12 protein-coding genes are annotated in these 14249 nt (G+C 68.9%); 3 read left to right on the top strand and 9 right to left on the bottom strand.

Going from position 1 to position 14249, the window contains the following annotated elements; translation table 11 throughout:
- The first annotated feature begins 184 nt into the window (after positions 1–184).
- From CCZ28_RS17370 to CCZ28_RS17360, 3 genes are all read left to right on the top strand, one after another.
- Complete coding sequence (locus CCZ28_RS17370) at positions 185–1492, top strand: MFS transporter (RefSeq protein ID WP_140220006.1); 1308 nt, start codon at positions 185–187, stop codon at positions 1490–1492.
- A gap of 11 nt (positions 1493–1503) precedes the next feature.
- Entirely contained in the window at positions 1504–2685 is a 1182-nt protein-coding gene (locus CCZ28_RS17365) for a M20 aminoacylase family protein (protein WP_205894597.1), read from the top strand.
- A gap of 98 nt (positions 2686–2783) precedes the next feature.
- A complete protein-coding gene (locus CCZ28_RS17360) occupies positions 2784–3650 on the top strand; it encodes a hypothetical protein (protein ID WP_140220004.1) in 867 nt (288 codons plus the stop codon).
- Positions 3651–3670: 20 nt separating this feature from the next.
- Here CCZ28_RS17360 and CCZ28_RS17355 read toward each other — a convergent pair whose 3' ends face one another.
- The 9 genes from CCZ28_RS17355 to arnB are packed head-to-tail and all read right to left on the bottom strand — an operon-like array spanning position 3671 to position 14144.
- The gene (locus CCZ28_RS17355) at positions 3671–5353 is read right to left on the bottom strand and encodes an ArnT family glycosyltransferase (protein ID WP_140220002.1); all 1683 of its coding nucleotides are present in this window, start codon (positions 5351–5353) and stop codon (positions 3671–3673) included.
- Positions 5353–6750: a UDP-glucose dehydrogenase family protein gene (locus tag CCZ28_RS17350; RefSeq protein WP_140220000.1), complete on the bottom strand. Its 1398-nt coding sequence runs from the start codon at positions 6748–6750 to the stop codon at positions 5353–5355. The genes CCZ28_RS17355 and CCZ28_RS17350 overlap by 1 nt, the downstream gene beginning before the upstream one ends.
- The gene (gene arnF, locus CCZ28_RS17345; RefSeq protein WP_140219998.1) at positions 6747–7148 is read right to left on the bottom strand and encodes a 4-amino-4-deoxy-L-arabinose-phosphoundecaprenol flippase subunit ArnF; all 402 of its coding nucleotides are present in this window, start codon (positions 7146–7148) and stop codon (positions 6747–6749) included. The genes CCZ28_RS17350 and arnF overlap by 4 nt, the downstream gene beginning before the upstream one ends.
- Positions 7145–7486, bottom strand: a complete 342-nt coding sequence (locus CCZ28_RS17340) for an EamA family transporter (protein ID WP_140219996.1) — start codon at positions 7484–7486, stop codon at positions 7145–7147. The genes arnF and CCZ28_RS17340 overlap by 4 nt, the downstream gene beginning before the upstream one ends.
- Positions 7483–9126, bottom strand: coding sequence for a lipid IV(A) 4-amino-4-deoxy-L-arabinosyltransferase (gene arnT, locus CCZ28_RS17335; protein WP_140219994.1), 1644 nt, complete (start codon positions 9124–9126; stop codon positions 7483–7485). The genes CCZ28_RS17340 and arnT overlap by 4 nt, the downstream gene beginning before the upstream one ends.
- The gene (gene arnD, locus CCZ28_RS17330; protein ID WP_140221380.1) at positions 9123–10004 is read right to left on the bottom strand and encodes a 4-deoxy-4-formamido-L-arabinose-phosphoundecaprenol deformylase; all 882 of its coding nucleotides are present in this window, start codon (positions 10002–10004) and stop codon (positions 9123–9125) included. Before arnD ends, arnT begins: the two co-directional genes overlap by 4 nt.
- An 11-nt stretch (positions 10005–10015) precedes the next feature.
- Complete coding sequence (arnA, locus tag CCZ28_RS17325) at positions 10016–11995, bottom strand: bifunctional UDP-4-amino-4-deoxy-L-arabinose formyltransferase/UDP-glucuronic acid oxidase ArnA (protein ID WP_437179179.1); 1980 nt, start codon at positions 11993–11995, stop codon at positions 10016–10018.
- Between the two features lie 14 nt (positions 11996–12009).
- Positions 12010–12999 (bottom strand): undecaprenyl-phosphate 4-deoxy-4-formamido-L-arabinose transferase, encoded by a 990-nt coding sequence (gene arnC / locus CCZ28_RS17320; RefSeq protein WP_140219992.1) that lies wholly within the window; start codon positions 12997–12999, stop codon positions 12010–12012.
- Positions 12996–14144 (bottom strand): UDP-4-amino-4-deoxy-L-arabinose aminotransferase, encoded by a 1149-nt coding sequence (arnB, locus tag CCZ28_RS17315; RefSeq protein ID WP_140221378.1) that lies wholly within the window; start codon positions 14142–14144, stop codon positions 12996–12998. Before arnB ends, arnC begins: the two co-directional genes overlap by 4 nt.
- Between the last annotated feature and the right edge of the window lie 105 nt (positions 14145–14249).

Below are 14249 nucleotides of genomic sequence, written 5' to 3'. Positions count from 1 at the left end.
CGGATTTATGAAGGCTCGCCAGCCGCGGGAAGGCGTTCAGTCAGGCGGCAGACAGCAGCGCCGTGCACTAGGCTGGCGCAAGGACCCTCCGCTCGTTGCCTGCCAACGCCTCTGGCACAGGGGCTGGCCGAGCCGGACCACTACTTGCATAGCTAAGCATTCACCTGAACCAGAGGAGCGCTTCATGGCCCAGGCCCTTCCGACGTCCTCCACCCCGCCCGACCGCGCGAGCGCCGTGCCGGTCGCCCATCTTTCGCGGGCCAAGCTGATCGCCGCCGCCAGTCTCGGCAACGGCCTGGAGATGTTCGATTTCACCGTGTTCAGCTTCTTCGCCGCCATCATCGGCCAGCTGTACTTCCCCTCGGATACGCCCTATGGCTCGCTGCTGATGGCGGTCGGGGTGTTCGGCGTCGGCTTCGTCATGCGGCCGCTGGGCAGCATGGTGCTGGGCGCCTATGCCGACCGCCACGGGCGCAAGCAGGCCATGCTGCTGACCATCTCGTTGATGGGCCTGGGCAGCGCCCTGATCGCCTTCACCCCGACCCACGCCCAGATCGGCCTCGCCGCACCGCTGATCCTGCTGCTGGGACGCCTGCTGCAGGGCTTCTCCGCCGGCGGTGAGATCGGTGCCGCCACCACCCTGCTGCTGGAGTCCGCCAGCCCCGGCCGGCGTGGCTTCCATGTCAGCTGGCAGGTGATCAGCCAGGGCGGCAGTGCCCTGCTCGGCGCGGGCCTGGGCGCCCTGCTTACCCGCAGCCTGTCCGAGGCGGACCTGCACGCCTGGGGCTGGCGCATTCCCTTCCTGGTCGGGCTGCTGATCATCCCGGTCGGCCTCTATATCCGTCGCCAGGTGGACGAGACCTGGAGCGGCGCCGGCGCGACCGAGGGCGGCCCGGTGCGCGCCTTCCTGCGCGAGCACCCGCGGCGCTTCGGCCTGGGCCTGTTGATCGTGATGTCGGCCACCCTGCTGACCTACCTGATGCAGTTCTACATGCCCACCTACATGACCCGTATCGTCGGCCTGCCGGCGACCAGCGCCTACCTTGCCGGGGTGGCCTCCAGCGCCGTGCAGATGGCCGCCGCCCTGGCCGCCGGGCTGCTGCTGGATCGCTACGGGCGCTACAAGCCGGTGGCCCTGGTCAGCCTGGCGGTGGCCGTGCTGGGTATCTATCCGGCCTTCGTCTGGCTGAATGACCCGACCACCCAGGGCCTGGCCTTCGTCGCCCGCTTCGTGGTGATCACCGCCATGAGCGTCAACATGACCGCTGGGCTCTTGCTGATCCTCGCCGGCCTGCCGCGCCCGGTGCGCGCCACCGGCCTGGCCATGACCTACGCCCTGGCGGTGACGCTGTTCGGCGGCACCGCCCAGTTCATCGCCACCTGGCTGATCCAGGCCAGCGGCAGTCCGCTCGCCCCGGCCTGGTACCTGATCGCCATGCTGCTGATAGGATGGGTGGCACTGCTGAGCTATCCCGAACGTCACCTGGATTGAGAGAGATCGCCATGAGCCTTGCCACCGCTGCGGATCAAGACGCCACCGCCCGTCATATCGCCGGCTACCTGCCGGAGATGGTCGCCCTGCGCCGCGACATCCACCGCCATCCCGAACTGGGTTACCAGGAACAGCGCACCAGCGACCTGGTGGCCGCCGCCCTTGAGGGCTGGGGCTACGAGGTCCATCGCAGCCTGGGCGGCACCGGGGTGGTCGGTACCCTGCGTGCCGGCAGCGGCAGCAAGGTGCTGGGCATCCGCGCCGACATGGACGCCCTGCCGATCCTGGAGACCACCGGCCTCGACTACGCCAGCCAGCACCCCGGGCGCATGCACGCCTGCGGCCACGACGGCCACACCACCACCCTGCTCACCGCCGCTCGCTGCCTGGCCGAGACCCGCGCCTTCGACGGCACCCTGCACCTGATCTTCCAGCCGGCCGAGGAAGGCCTGGGCGGCGCCCTGAAGATGATGCAGGACGGCCTCTTCGAGCTGTTCCCCTGCGACCAGGTGTTCGGCCTGCACAACATGCCCGGCGTACCCACCGGCAAGTTCTGCTTCGTCGAGGGTGCCGCCATGGCCTCTTCCGACACCGCCCTCTTGCGCATCCGCGGCCAGGGCGGTCATGGTGCGGTGCCGGACAAGGCGGTCGATCCCATCGTCGCCAGCGCCGCCACGGTCATGGCGTTGCAGACCGTGGTCTCGCGCAACGTGGCACCGCTGGACACCGCCGTGGTCACCGTCGGCAGCATCCACGGTGGCGAGGCCTCCAACGTCATCCCCGATGCGGTGGAGATGAAACTCACCATCCGCGCCTTCCAGGACAGCACCCGCGACCTGTTGGAGCAGCGCATCGGTACTCTGGTCCGCGCCCAGGCGGAAAGCTTCGGCGCCACCGCCGAGCTGGACTACCAGCGCGGCTATCCGGTGCTGGTCAACCACGACGGCCCCACCGCCTTCGCCCGCCAGGTGGCCATCGACCACTTCGGCGCCGACGCCCTGCACCCCTTCGCGCCCATTCCGGCCAGCGAGGACTTCGCCTATGTGCTGCAACAGGTGCCCGGCTGCTATCTGTTCGTCGGCAATGGCCCGAGCGCCAACCTGCACAACCCGGCCTACGACTTCAACGACGCCCTGCTGCCGGTCGGCGCGCGTTACTGGGTCAAGCTGACCGAGGCCTTCCTCACCGCCTGAGGCGCCTCCTCTTCCGCGCCGGCCGCCCGGGCCGGCGACGGAATCTTCACTCCCTGCCCGCTAAGCTGTGGAGTCCCTTCATAGCTAGCGAGGTCGTCATGCGACGTTTTTCACGCCTGGGTTGGCGTCAGGGTCTGGCGCTGGGCGTCGCCGTGGTCGTGCTCGGCTTCGCCTATCCGGCCTGGCGGCATTTCCATCCGGTCAGCGCCGCCGCGGGCTGGGGCTACCGCGAATTCGCCACGGACATCCCCATGGTCAGTGCCCTGGCCCTGGCGGCCGATGGCAGCCTGTTCGTCACCCAGGAATTCTCCAATCGCCGCGGCAGTCTCCTGCGCCTGCTGCCCACGGGCAAGCGCCAGCCGGTCCTGGGCGAACTGTCCAAACCCGATGGCCTGGTGATGTTCCAGGGTGGCCTGGTGGTCAGCCAGGAAGGCGGACCGCTGCCGGTATTTCTCCTGCGCAACGGCCAGCGCCAGGCCCTGTTCGACGGCACTGACGTCGAGGGCGTCGCCACCGATGGCCAGACCCTCTATGCCATCGAGGATCTGCCCCAGGGCCGCCTGCTCAGCTATCAGCCGGAGCGTCGGGAACTCAAGGTGCTGCGCGAAGGGCTGGAGCAAGGCGAAGGAGTAGCGCGCTGCCCCGATGGTCGGCTGTTCTATACCGAGAAGGCCAAGGGCTGGGTCAAGCAGTGGCAGCCGCAGGGCGCGGACACCCTGGTCGCCACGGGACTCGACGCCCCCGGTTTCGTGCAGTGCTCGGCCGACGGCCTGTGGATCACCGAGGACGCCACCCACGGCGCCCGCGTCCTGTTACTGCGACCCGACGGCAGCCTGGTCACGGTGCTGTCGCACCTGCGCTCGGCGCAGACCCTGATCGCCCTGGGTGACGGCCACTATCTGGTCGCCGAACAGGGGCGTAAGCGCATCTTGGAGCTCTCTCGAGAAGCCGGAGCCGACCGCTAGGGCGATCGGCTCCAGAGGCCTCACGGCAACCGGTACACCAGGCAGGGATTGCCGTTGAGGCGGCGCTCCACCACGGGTTGCTGATTGGCCAGGAGCGTGCCGCTCAGCAGGTCGCGGTCGGCGCGGGCCAGGATGACCCAGGCGCCGGACGGCAGATGGGCGAGGTCGGCGACCTGGGGCCGGGCGACGAAGATCGGCTGCTCGTCGTGGTCCAGGTTCATGATGTAGCGAATCGCCCAGCTGTCCTGGCCGAGACCGAAGAACACCAGCGGCCCCGGATGCTCCTGGCGCAGGCCTTCCACCTGCTGCACGAAGCCGCGGCTGTCGTACTCCAGGTCCTGGGCCGGCTCCACCACCGCGACCAGCATCAGCCATTGGGCGGCCAGCGCCAGGGCGCTCAGGGCGAGCAGCCGGCGCGTACCGGTCAGGCGCCGCCAACCGATCAAGGCGGCGAGCTGGAGGACGACGAAGACCGCTACCAGCAGCGCCAGGGAGACATCCGGCCAGTAGCCGTGGCGTTGCCAGAGATGCCGGCAGACCAGCAGCGCCACCAGGGCCAGCCCCGGCAGCGCCAGCACCAGGGCCAGGTAGACGGGGACGACCCGGCGGAACCAGCTTTCCGCACGCAGGAGGCCGTGGGCAGCGAGGGCGGCCAGGAAGGGCACCATGGGCACCACGTAGTAGGCCCGCTTGAAGTGCGGGATGGACAGGCCGATCAGGATCAGCAGACCACTGCCCGCCAGGCCCAGCAGCAGCCGGCGCTGGGCGGTATCCGGCCAGCTGCGCAGGCTGCGGTGCTGGGCAGCCAGCAGCAACAGCGCCAGCGGCACCACCGGCAGATAGCGATACAGCCCCAGTTGCAGATAGAACCAGAACGGCTTGCCGCTCTCGTCCAGGCGGCCACTGACCTGCATGTGCCAGACCTCGGCGGCGAAATCCGCGCCGCCCTCGTGGTGGGCCAGCTGGATCAGCGTCCACCAGCAGAGAACGAGCAGCGCCAGGCCGACCAGGCCGTAGCCGAACAGCCGCTGCAGGGCGAAGCGGCGCCACGCCGGCTCACCCCAGGCCACCACCAGCCAGTAGAGACAGACCACGCCGCAGGGCTCGATCAGCCCCAACGGCCCGCGGATGGCGAAGCCCAGGGCGAACAGCGGCAGCACCAGCAGGCGGCGCAAGGGACGAGCGTCGCGGTCGGCGCTGTAGAGCAGGTAGAAGCAGCTCAGCACCACCAGGGCGACCAGCTGGTCCAGGCAGACCGCGCGGGCTTTTTCCAGCCACTGCGGGGTCAGGGCCACCAGCAGTACCGTGAGCAGCGCCCAGGCACGGCGGGTGTCGGCCAAGAGCCGGTAGGTCAGCGCCAGCACCCCGGCCGAGGCCAGGGCAGTGGGCAGCACATTGGCCAAATGGTTGGGCGCCCCTATCGCCCGCGCAGCCAACCAGCTCAGCCAGGTGGCGGTAGCCGGATAGTCCGGATAGGGCTGACCGTAGGTCGTGGGGAAAAAGGCCGGGCCGTGGCGGAACATCTCCTCCAGGAACACCGCCCAGCGTCCATCGAAGCCCTGGGGGGCCTGGTTCCAGATGCCGAGGGTGAACATCAGCACGGCGACCAGGCCGACCAGCAGGCTTTCCAGTCGCAACCGGTTGGCCGCCGGTAGGGTGGCCAGGCGCCCGCCCTGCGGGGTCAGGGCCAGGGGCGCTGCCATCAAGCGGCGTCCACGCGGCGGGTGACCTGGGGACCGCTCAGGGGGGCGCCGCGACCGATGGCGAAGTACTCGAAGCCACGCCGTTCCATGCGCTCCGGATCGAACAGGTTACGCCCGTCGAAGATCACCGGCTGGTTGAGCTGCTGGGCGATGAGGTCGAAGTCCGGAGCCTTGAACTGCTGCCACTCGGTGCAGATGACCAGGGCATCGGCGCCGGCCAGGGCAGCTTCGGGAGTGCCCATCAGCGCCAGGCGCTCGTCGTGGCCATAGAGGCGCTGGGCCTCGGCCATGGCCACCGGATCGAAGGCGCGCACCTTGGCACCGGCTTCCCACAGGGCTTCCATCAGTACCCGGCTGGGCGCATCGCGCATGTCGTCGGTATTGGGTTTGAAGGCCAGCCCCCAGAGCGCGAAGGTGCGGCCCTTGAGATCGCCATCGAAGTAGGTGTGGATGCGCTCGAACAGCTTGGTCTTCTGGCGCACGTTGATCGCCTCCACCGCGCGCAGCAGATCCAGCTCCACCTGGTTTTCCTCGCCGGTGCGGATCAGCGCCTGCAGGTCCTTGGGGAAGCAGGAGCCGCCGTAGCCGCAACCGGGATAAATGAAGTGGTGACCGATGCGCGGATCGGCGCCGATGGCCTGGCGCACCGCCTCGATGTCGGCGCCGACGCGCTCGGCCAGTTCGGCGATCTGGTTGATGAAGCTGATCTTGACCGCCAAGAGGCTGTTGGCGGCGTACTTGGCCAGCTCGGCGCTGCGCAGGTCCATGCACTGGATGCGGTCATGGTTGCGGTTGAAGGGCGCATAGAGTTCGCGCATCACGTCGCGCGCCACTGCCGAGTCGGTGCCGACCACGATGCGATCGGGCTTCTTGCAGTCGGCGATGGCGGCGCCTTCCTTGAGGAATTCCGGGTTGGAGACCACCTCCACGTGCAGGGTGCGGCCTTCTTCGGCCAGCACCTCGTGGATCAGGGTACGGACGCGGTCACCGGTGCCCACCGGCACGGTGGACTTGTTCACCACCAGCAGCGGATCGCGCGACACCGGCTGGCCGACCAGCGGCTCGCGGCGCAGCCGGGCGATGGTCTCGGCGACGGCGAAGACGGCGGACAGATCGGCCGAGCCATCGGCGGCCGGCGGGGTGCCCACGGCGATGAATTGCACGGCGCCATGGGCCACGGCCTCGGCGGCGTCGTGGGTGAACACCAGGCGGCCGGCGGCCAGGTTATTGCGCACCAGGTCTTCGAGACCGGGCTCGTAGAGGGTCACTTCGCCACGCTTGAGCTTGTCGATCTTGGCGCGGTCGATGTCCATGCACACCACCTGGTGACCGACTTCCGCCAGCACGGCGGCTTGCACCAGGCCCACGTAGCCGATGCCGAAAACGCTGATGTTCATAGGGTATTCCTCAGGGTGGGAGCGGCGGTGGGCCGCGGCCCGCCGACGAGGGCGACGCCGGCCACGACCAGCACGATGCCCAGGGTTTTCCAGGGGGTGAAGGACTCGGCGGCGCCTGGTAGCCAGGCCGCGCCGAGGTGGACGAAGACGTAGGAAAGGCCGAGCGCCGCATAGGCGCGCCCCAGTGGCAGGCGCGCCAGGGCGGCCAGCCAGGCCAGCAACGACAGGCCATAGCAGAGGATGCCCAGGACCAGCAGCAGGCCGGCCGTGTCGAGCAGCGCGGTCGGCTGGCCCAGCCAGCTGGACATGGCGGGCAGCCGCACCAGGGCCGCACGCAGCAGCAGTTGCGCCAGGGTGGTGAGCAGGATGCTCAGGCCGAGTGGGAAGAGCCCCTTCATAGCTGGCCTCCCAGCAGGGCGGCGCCCGCGACGATGCACAGGCAGCCGCACCAGGCGCGGGCGTCGACCGCCTCGCCGAACACCAGGCGGGCCACCAGGGTCACCGCCAGGGTATTGAGCGACAGCAAGGGATAGGCGACGCCCACCGGCACTCGCTGCAGCACTGCGCACCACAGCAGCAGGGCCAGACCCAGGCAGACCAGCGCGCCCCACAACCAGGGCGAGCGCAACCGCTCGACCAGGGCGCCACCATCCGTCACCGCGCGCTTCTGGCCCAGCTGGCCGGCGCAGGTGAGCAGGATCACCAGGGCGATCAGCAGGCCGTTGACGAGGGTCATTTCGCCACCCGCGGATAGATCAGCAGCACCAGCCGCTCGCTGGCGATGCTCTCGCCGGGCTCGGGCAGGCTGTCGAGCAACTGGCGGTCACTGGGGCCGTCCACCCGCAGCAGGATGTCCACCGGTCCCTGATCGCGATGGGCGGCGAGCCAGGCGGCCAGTTCCTGCTCGGGGATCAGCCGGCCGCTGTCGGGCTCGCGGGCGAAGCCGTACTTGAGTTCACCCGGACCACCCACCACCACCACATCCTGGCGATCGGTGGCCCAGGCCAGGCTGGCGGCCACGCCGAGGTCGTTGCTCACCAGCAGACCGGCATGCTGCAGATGGCCGAGCTGGGACTCGATGAAGGTGCTCGGCAGCTTGTTGTCGACCACGCTGATCGGCAGCGCCACCGACAGCAGCGGCAGGATCAGCCAGAGCGCCAGGGCCGGGGCCAGTACCGTGCGGCGCGGCCAGAGCAGCGCCCCGAGACCGGCCAGCGCCAGGCCCAGGGGGGCCAGCAGGGCCAGGGCATGGGTCAGGCCCTCGCCGGGGTGATAGAGCTGATTGCCGAACACCAGCAGCGCCACCAGGCCGGCCGCTCCCAGCAGCAGGTTGCACAGGCCGTTCAGGCGCAGGGCGCCGAAGTCGCCACGGCGATAGCCGTCCAGCAGGCTGCGCGCCAGCAGCGGCACCAGCGCCGCCAGACTCGGCAGCAGATAGGTGGGCAGCTTGCCGCGGCTCAGGCTGAAGAACACCAGTTGGCTGGCGAAGGCCAGGCCGAGGAAGGCCGTGCCGACCTGCCGCCGCTCGCGCCAGGTCGCGCCGAGGGTGCGCGGCAGCAAACCGGCCCAGGGCAGGATGGCCACCAGCAGGATGGGCGCATAGAACCAGAAGGGCCGCTCGTGCTGGGCATCCTGGCCGGCGAATCTCTGGATGTGCTCGTGCCAGAAGAAGAAATTCCAGAAGTCCGGATCGCGGTGGGCCACCAGCAGCGCCCAAGGGGCCACTACCAGTACCGCCACCAGCACTGCCAGCGGACCGCGCCAGAGCAGCTCGCCGAAACGCCGCTGCCAGAGGAAGAAGGGCACCGCCACCAGCACCGGCAACACCAGGGCAAGAAAGCCCTTGGTCAAGAGACCGCAGCCGCAGGCGAACCCCAACAGCGCCCACTGGCCGAGGGCCGCGGTACGGGTCTCGGCGGCCTGGGCCTGCCAGAGCGCGAGCAGCGCCAGGGTCATCCAGAAGGCGAATTGGGAATCCAGGGTGACATAGGTGGCCAGGCCCGCCACGGCCAGGCAGGACAGGTAGAACACCCCGGCCAGCAGGCTCAGCAGGCGGTCCTGCCAGATCAGTTGGGTCAGGCGGGCGACCAAGGCGGCGGTGGCCAGGCTCGCCAGCAACGGCACCAGGCGGACGCTCAGCAGCGAATCGCCCAGCCAGGCCTGGGCCAGCGCCTGGGTCCAGTAGCCGCCGATGGGTTTCTCGAAATAGGGCAGACCGAGGAAATGCGGCACCACCCAGTCGCCGTTGCGCCAGAGTTCCTGGGCGATCTGCGCATAGCGCGACTCGTCCGGAATCCACAGGCCGCGCCATTCCAGCGGCAGCGCATAGGCCAGCAAGGCCAGCGGTAGCAGCGCCAGCAGACAACGCCGGGTCATGCCTGCACTCCGAGCCAGCCCTGGCGCCCGGCCAGACTGCCCCGTACCAAGTTGCCCGCGGGCAGTTGGCGCGCATCGCCCGGCAGGCGGTCGCCCAGGGTCAGGAAGAGGACGCCCTGCTCCCGCGCCGCCTTGAGCAGGGCGCGGAAGTCCTCGGCGAAGGCGATGCCTTCCACCTCGGCGTGCAGGGTGTAGACGTTGAGCGCACCGGGACGGAACAGCTTGAGCAGATAGTCGTTCCAGTCGCCGGCGGCGAGGTCGGGGCCGACCACCTCGTCGAAGGTCGGCATGTCCACCGGGATCTGCGGCGTGCCGTGGCCGCCATTGCCCAGGCGCGGACGGAACAGGGCGCTGCCACGGCAGTCGCTGTTGTACCTGAGGCCGAATGCCTCCTTGGCCTGCACCACGCGGGGATCGGCGCGCCAGCCAGCGGCGGCGGAGCAGTCGACCCTGGCGCCGAGGATGTCTTCCAGGGCGTGCAGGCCACGGCCGAATTCCTCGCCCAGGCGCTCCACGTTCCAGTGCCCGGTATGGGCCTGCCAGGCGTGGTGATCCCAGGCGTGCAGCCCAACCTCGTGCCCGCGGGCGCGGGTCTCGCGCATCAGGTGGCCGAGGTCGCGCCCGATGGGCCGGCCCGGCCAGGCGGTGCCGGCCAGGAGGATGTCCCAGCCATAGAGGCTGGCGGCCTTGGAGCGGAGCATCTTCCACAGGAAGGTGGGCTTCACCAGGCGCCACAGGTGGCGCCCCATGTTGTCCGGACCGACGCTGAAGAAGAAGGTCGCCTTGACCCCGGCTTCATCCAGCAGGTCGAGCAGCCGCGGCACCCCTTCGCGGGTGCCGCGATAGGTGTCCACGTCGATGCGCAGGCTGGCCGGGATCACAGGGTTCATCACGCCTCCCGCTGGGCCAGGGCTTCGCGCAGGAAGAAGTCCAGCGTCTTGCCGACGGTGGCGGCCATGGCGGTGGTCGGCTGCCAGTCGATCAGGCGACGGGCGTTCTCCACGCTGGGCTTGCGGTGCGCCACGTCCTGGTAGCCATCGCCGTAGAAGCTCTTGCTTTCCACTTCGCGGAAGCCGGCGAAGGGCGGGAATTCATGGCGCAGCGGATGGGCCTCGAACTGGGCCAGGAGCTCCTCGGCCAGCTCGCGGATGCTCGCTTCGTTGTCCGGGTTGCCGATGTTGACGATCTGGCCGTCGCAGCGACCGCCCTTGTTCTCGATGATGCGGAACAGCGCCTCGATGCCGTCGTCGACGTCGGTGAAGCAACGCTTCTGGGCGCCGCCGTCGACCAGCTTGATCGGGGTGCCTTCCACCAGGTTGAGGATCAGCTGGGTGATGGCGCGGGAGCTGCCGATGCGTGCGGAATCCAGGCGATCCAGGCGTGGGCCCATCCAGTTGAAGGGACGGAACAGGGTGAATTTCAGACCCTTGGCGCCATAGGCCCAGATCACCCGGTCGAGCAGTTGCTTGGAGACCGAGTAGATCCAGCGCTGCTTGTTGATCGGACCGACCACCAGGTTGGAGCGGTCTTCGTCGAAGCGCTCGTCCTGGCACATGCCGTACACCTCGGAGGTGGACGGGAAGATCACGCGCTTTCCGTACTTCACGCAGTGGCGAACGATCTTGAGGTTTTCCTCGAAGTCCAGTTCGAACACGCGCAGCGGATTGCGGGTGTATTCGATGGGGGTGGCGATGGCCACCAGCGGCAAGACCACGTCGCACTTCTTGATGTGGTACTCCAGCCACTCGGTGTGGATGGAGATGTCGCCTTCCACGTAATGGAAGTGCGGATCGGCCTTGAGACGCTCGATGGCGTCGGAGCCGATGTCCAGGCCATAGACCTCGTACTCGCCATCGGCCAGCAGGCGCTCGGACAGGTGGTTACCGATGAAACCGTTGACGCCGAGGATCAGTACCCGGGTGCGACGCTTGGCACGGCGCTCCTGGCGATGCAGGCGGGCACCGACCACCAGGCCGGCTTCGCGGGCCAGTTGCGGGCCGGCGAGATACAGCCCGGCATCGCCCAGCTGGCCGGCGCGTACTTCCAGGGCACCTTCGCCGCAGGCGATACGCAGGGGTTCCAGGCTCAGCACGCTGCCGGGGGCCTGGCCGTGGTGTTCGGTCTGGGCCTGGGCGCTCCAGACGATCAGCTTGCGATCGCCGATCCAGCCGAAGGCGCCCGGATAGGGTTGGGTCACGGCGCGGACCAGGTTGGCAAGCTCGGTGGCCGGACGGCTCCACTCCAGCTCGCCATCGGCGGGGCTGCGACGGCCATAGGTGCTGGCCTGGCTTTCGTCCTGCTCACGCTCTTCCAGGGTCCCGGCGGCCAGCCCCGGCAGGGCGTCGCGCAGGAGTTCCTGGCTGGCTTCGCGCAGCTTGCCGTGCAGGGTCAGGGCGGTGTCGTCCGGGGCGATGGCGACGCGTTGCTGGGCGACGATGGCGCCGGCATCGGCACGCTTGACCATGCGGTGCAAAGTCACGCCGGTCTCGGTCTCGCCGTTGACCAGCACCCAGTTGGCCGGGGCGCGACCGCGATAGCGCGGCAGCAGCGAGCCGTGCAGGTTGTAGGCGCCGCGCTTGGCGCAGGCCAGCACCTCTTCGGAGAGCAGGTTGCGGTAGTAGAAGGAGAAGATGAAGTCCGGCTCCAGGGCGCGGATGCGCTCGACCCAGATCGGGTGGTTGACGTCTTCCGGCGCATGCACCGGGATGCCGTGGCGGGCACAGAGCTGGGCGACCGAGGCGAAGAAGCGGTTCTCGCCCGGATCGTCCGGATGGGTGAAGACGGCAGCGATGGGATAGCCGGCCTGGATCAGCGCGGCGAGGCCGGCGCAGCCGATGTCGTGGTAGGCGAAGACGATAGCGGTTTTCATCAGGGGCATTCCTGTCACTGGACCTGGCGCAGCGGCGCCGGCGAAGGGGAGAAATTGGACGCGCGGATCACTTGTTCCACGTGGAACCGGGGCCGGGCGCGGACATCGTGGTACACCCGGCCGAGGTACTCGCCGAGCAGACCGAGGCCGACGAACTGGGCGCCGGTGAAGATGAACAGGATGGCGAACAGCGAGAACACACCATCGGCCGCCCACTCGGCGCCGTGGGTCAGGCGCAGGAACAGCAGCAGCGCGGCGAAGGCGAAGCCGAACAGCGCCAGGCCACCGCCGAACAAGCTGAGCAGCCGCAGCGGGGTGGTGGTCATGCAGGTCAGCAGATCGAACATCAGGTTGATCAGCTTGAGGAAGCTGTACTTGGAATCCCCGTGCTCGCGCTCGGCGTGGGCCACCTCGATCTCGGTGGTGTGGCGGGCGAAGCTGTTGGCCAGGATCGGGATGAAGGTGCTGCGCTCGTGGCAGGCGAGCATGGACTGCACCACCTGGCGGCGATAGGCGCGCAGCATGCAGCCGTAGTCACGCATGGCGACCCCGGTGGAGCGCTGCACGGCGCGGTTGATCAGCCGCGACGGCAGGGTGCGCAGATAGGAATCCTGGCGCTGCTGGCGCACGGTGCCGACCACGTCGTAACCCTGGGCGGCGGTGTGCACCAGGCGCGGAATCTCTTCCGGCGGATTCTGCAGATCGGCGTCCAGGGTGATGATCAGGTCGCCCCTGGCCTGCTCGAAGCCGGCGAGGATGGCCGAGTGCTGGCCGTAGTTGCGATTGAGCAGCACCGCCACCACCGGGCTGTCCGGCTCGCTGGCAGCCTGCTGCAGCAGTTCGGCGCTGCGGTCGCGGCTGCCGTCGTCGACCAGGATGATCTCCACCTGGCAATCCAGCAGGCGGCAGGCGGCGCGGGTACGCCGCAAGAGTTCCGGCAGGCTGGCTTCTTCGTTGTAGACGGGGATCACTACGGATACGCGGTCGATGGCATAGGGCTTCATGCGCCTTTCTCCAGCAGGTCTTCGATGGCGCCGACCACGCGGTCGACGTCGGCGAGGGTCATGTCGGGGAACAGCGGGATGGAGCACAGCCGGGCGGAGTTCCATTCGCTGTTGGGCAGCGCCAGCTCGGGCCAGCGCTCGCGGTACCAGGGGTGCAGGTGGGTGGCGGTGAAATGGATGCCGGTGCCGATGCCGCGCGCCTTGAGGCCGGCCATGAAGGCTTCGCGATCCAGCCCGCAGCGCTCGGGGCAGATGCGCAGGATGTAGAGGTGCCAGGCATGGGTCTGGGCGTAGTCCGGCAGCGTCAGGGGCGCGACCGGCAGGGCCGCCAGGCGCTGGGTGTAGGCCTCGGCCAGCAGCCGGCGGCTACTGTTGATGTCGCCCAGGCGATCCAGCTGGACCAGTGCCAGGGCGGCGTGGATGTCCGAGAGGTTGTATTTGAAGCCGGGCTCTTGCACCTGGGCCTGGGGCTTGCGGCCCAGCGAGTGGCGGTCGAAGGCATCCACCGCCAGGCCGTGGAATTTCAGCCGGCGCACCCGCTCGGCCAGGGTGGCGTCGTCGGTCACCAGCATGCCGCCTTCGGCACAGGTCAGGTTCTTGATGGCGTGGAAGCTGAAGATGGCCGTGCCGCGCATCCCAATGGGCTCGCCCTGGTAGCGGGTGCCGGCGGCGTGGGCGGCGTCTTCGATCAGGGCGATGCCGTGCTGTTGGGCCAGGGCGCGCAGCGGCGCCAGATCGCAACTGGCGCCAGCGTAGTGCACCGGAATGATGGCCTTGGTGCGCGGGGTGATGGCGGCGGCCACCTGCTCGGCGGAGACCATCAGGGTGTCGCGGTCGACGTCGACGAACACCGGGGTGGCGCCGACCAGGGTGATCATGTTGGCGGTGGAGACCCAGGTCAGCGAAGGGGTGATCACCTCGTCGCCGGGGCCGATGTCCAGTGCCAGCAGGGTCACGTGCATGGCGGCGGTGGCCGAGCAGAGGGCCACCGCGTGGGCAGCGCCCACCGAGGCGGCGAAGCGCTCCTCCAGCAGGTTGGCCTGGGGCCCGGTGGTGATCCAGCCCGAGGTGAGCACCTGGCTCACCGCGGCCACTTCCTCGGCGCCGATGCTGGGGCGGGAGAACGGCAGGAAAGGTTCATCCACCACACGCGGGGTAGAGCTCTGGGACAGATCGGTCATGGCGGCTCATCCAAAAAGGGGGCGCCGGCACAGAGGTACCGGACAGGATGAGCGCAGGCTAAAGCGAGA

Source organism: Pseudomonas oryzihabitans (assembly GCF_006384975.1).
Lineage (GTDB): Bacteria > Pseudomonadota > Gammaproteobacteria > Pseudomonadales > Pseudomonadaceae > Chryseomonas > Chryseomonas psychrotolerans_B.
The sequence above is the reverse complement of the archived record's forward strand: the minus strand, read 5'-3'. Positions and strand labels throughout refer to the sequence as shown.

Coding starts and splice junctions, on each gene's coding strand:
- CCZ28_RS17350 (WP_140220000.1), bottom strand. CDS start 6,750: ATGAACATCAGCGTTTTCGGCATCGGCTACGTGGGCCTGGTGCAAGCC.
- CCZ28_RS17340 (WP_140219996.1), bottom strand. CDS start 7,486: ATGACCCTCGTCAACGGCCTGCTGATCGCCCTGGTGATCCTGCTCACC.
- arnA (WP_437179179.1), bottom strand. CDS start 11,995: ATGAAAACCGCTATCGTCTTCGCCTACCACGACATCGGCTGCGCCGGC.
- CCZ28_RS17370 (WP_140220006.1), top strand. CDS start 185: ATGGCCCAGGCCCTTCCGACGTCCTCCACCCCGCCCGACCGCGCGAGC.
- CCZ28_RS17360 (WP_140220004.1), top strand. CDS start 2,784: ATGCGACGTTTTTCACGCCTGGGTTGGCGTCAGGGTCTGGCGCTGGGC.
- CCZ28_RS17355 (WP_140220002.1), bottom strand. CDS start 5,353: ATGGCAGCGCCCCTGGCCCTGACCCCGCAGGGCGGGCGCCTGGCCACC.
- CCZ28_RS17365 (WP_205894597.1), top strand. CDS start 1,504: ATGAGCCTTGCCACCGCTGCGGATCAAGACGCCACCGCCCGTCATATC.
- arnF (WP_140219998.1), bottom strand. CDS start 7,148: ATGAAGGGGCTCTTCCCACTCGGCCTGAGCATCCTGCTCACCACCCTG.
- arnC (WP_140219992.1), bottom strand. CDS start 12,999: ATGAAGCCCTATGCCATCGACCGCGTATCCGTAGTGATCCCCGTCTAC.
- arnT (WP_140219994.1), bottom strand. CDS start 9,126: ATGACCCGGCGTTGTCTGCTGGCGCTGCTACCGCTGGCCTTGCTGGCC.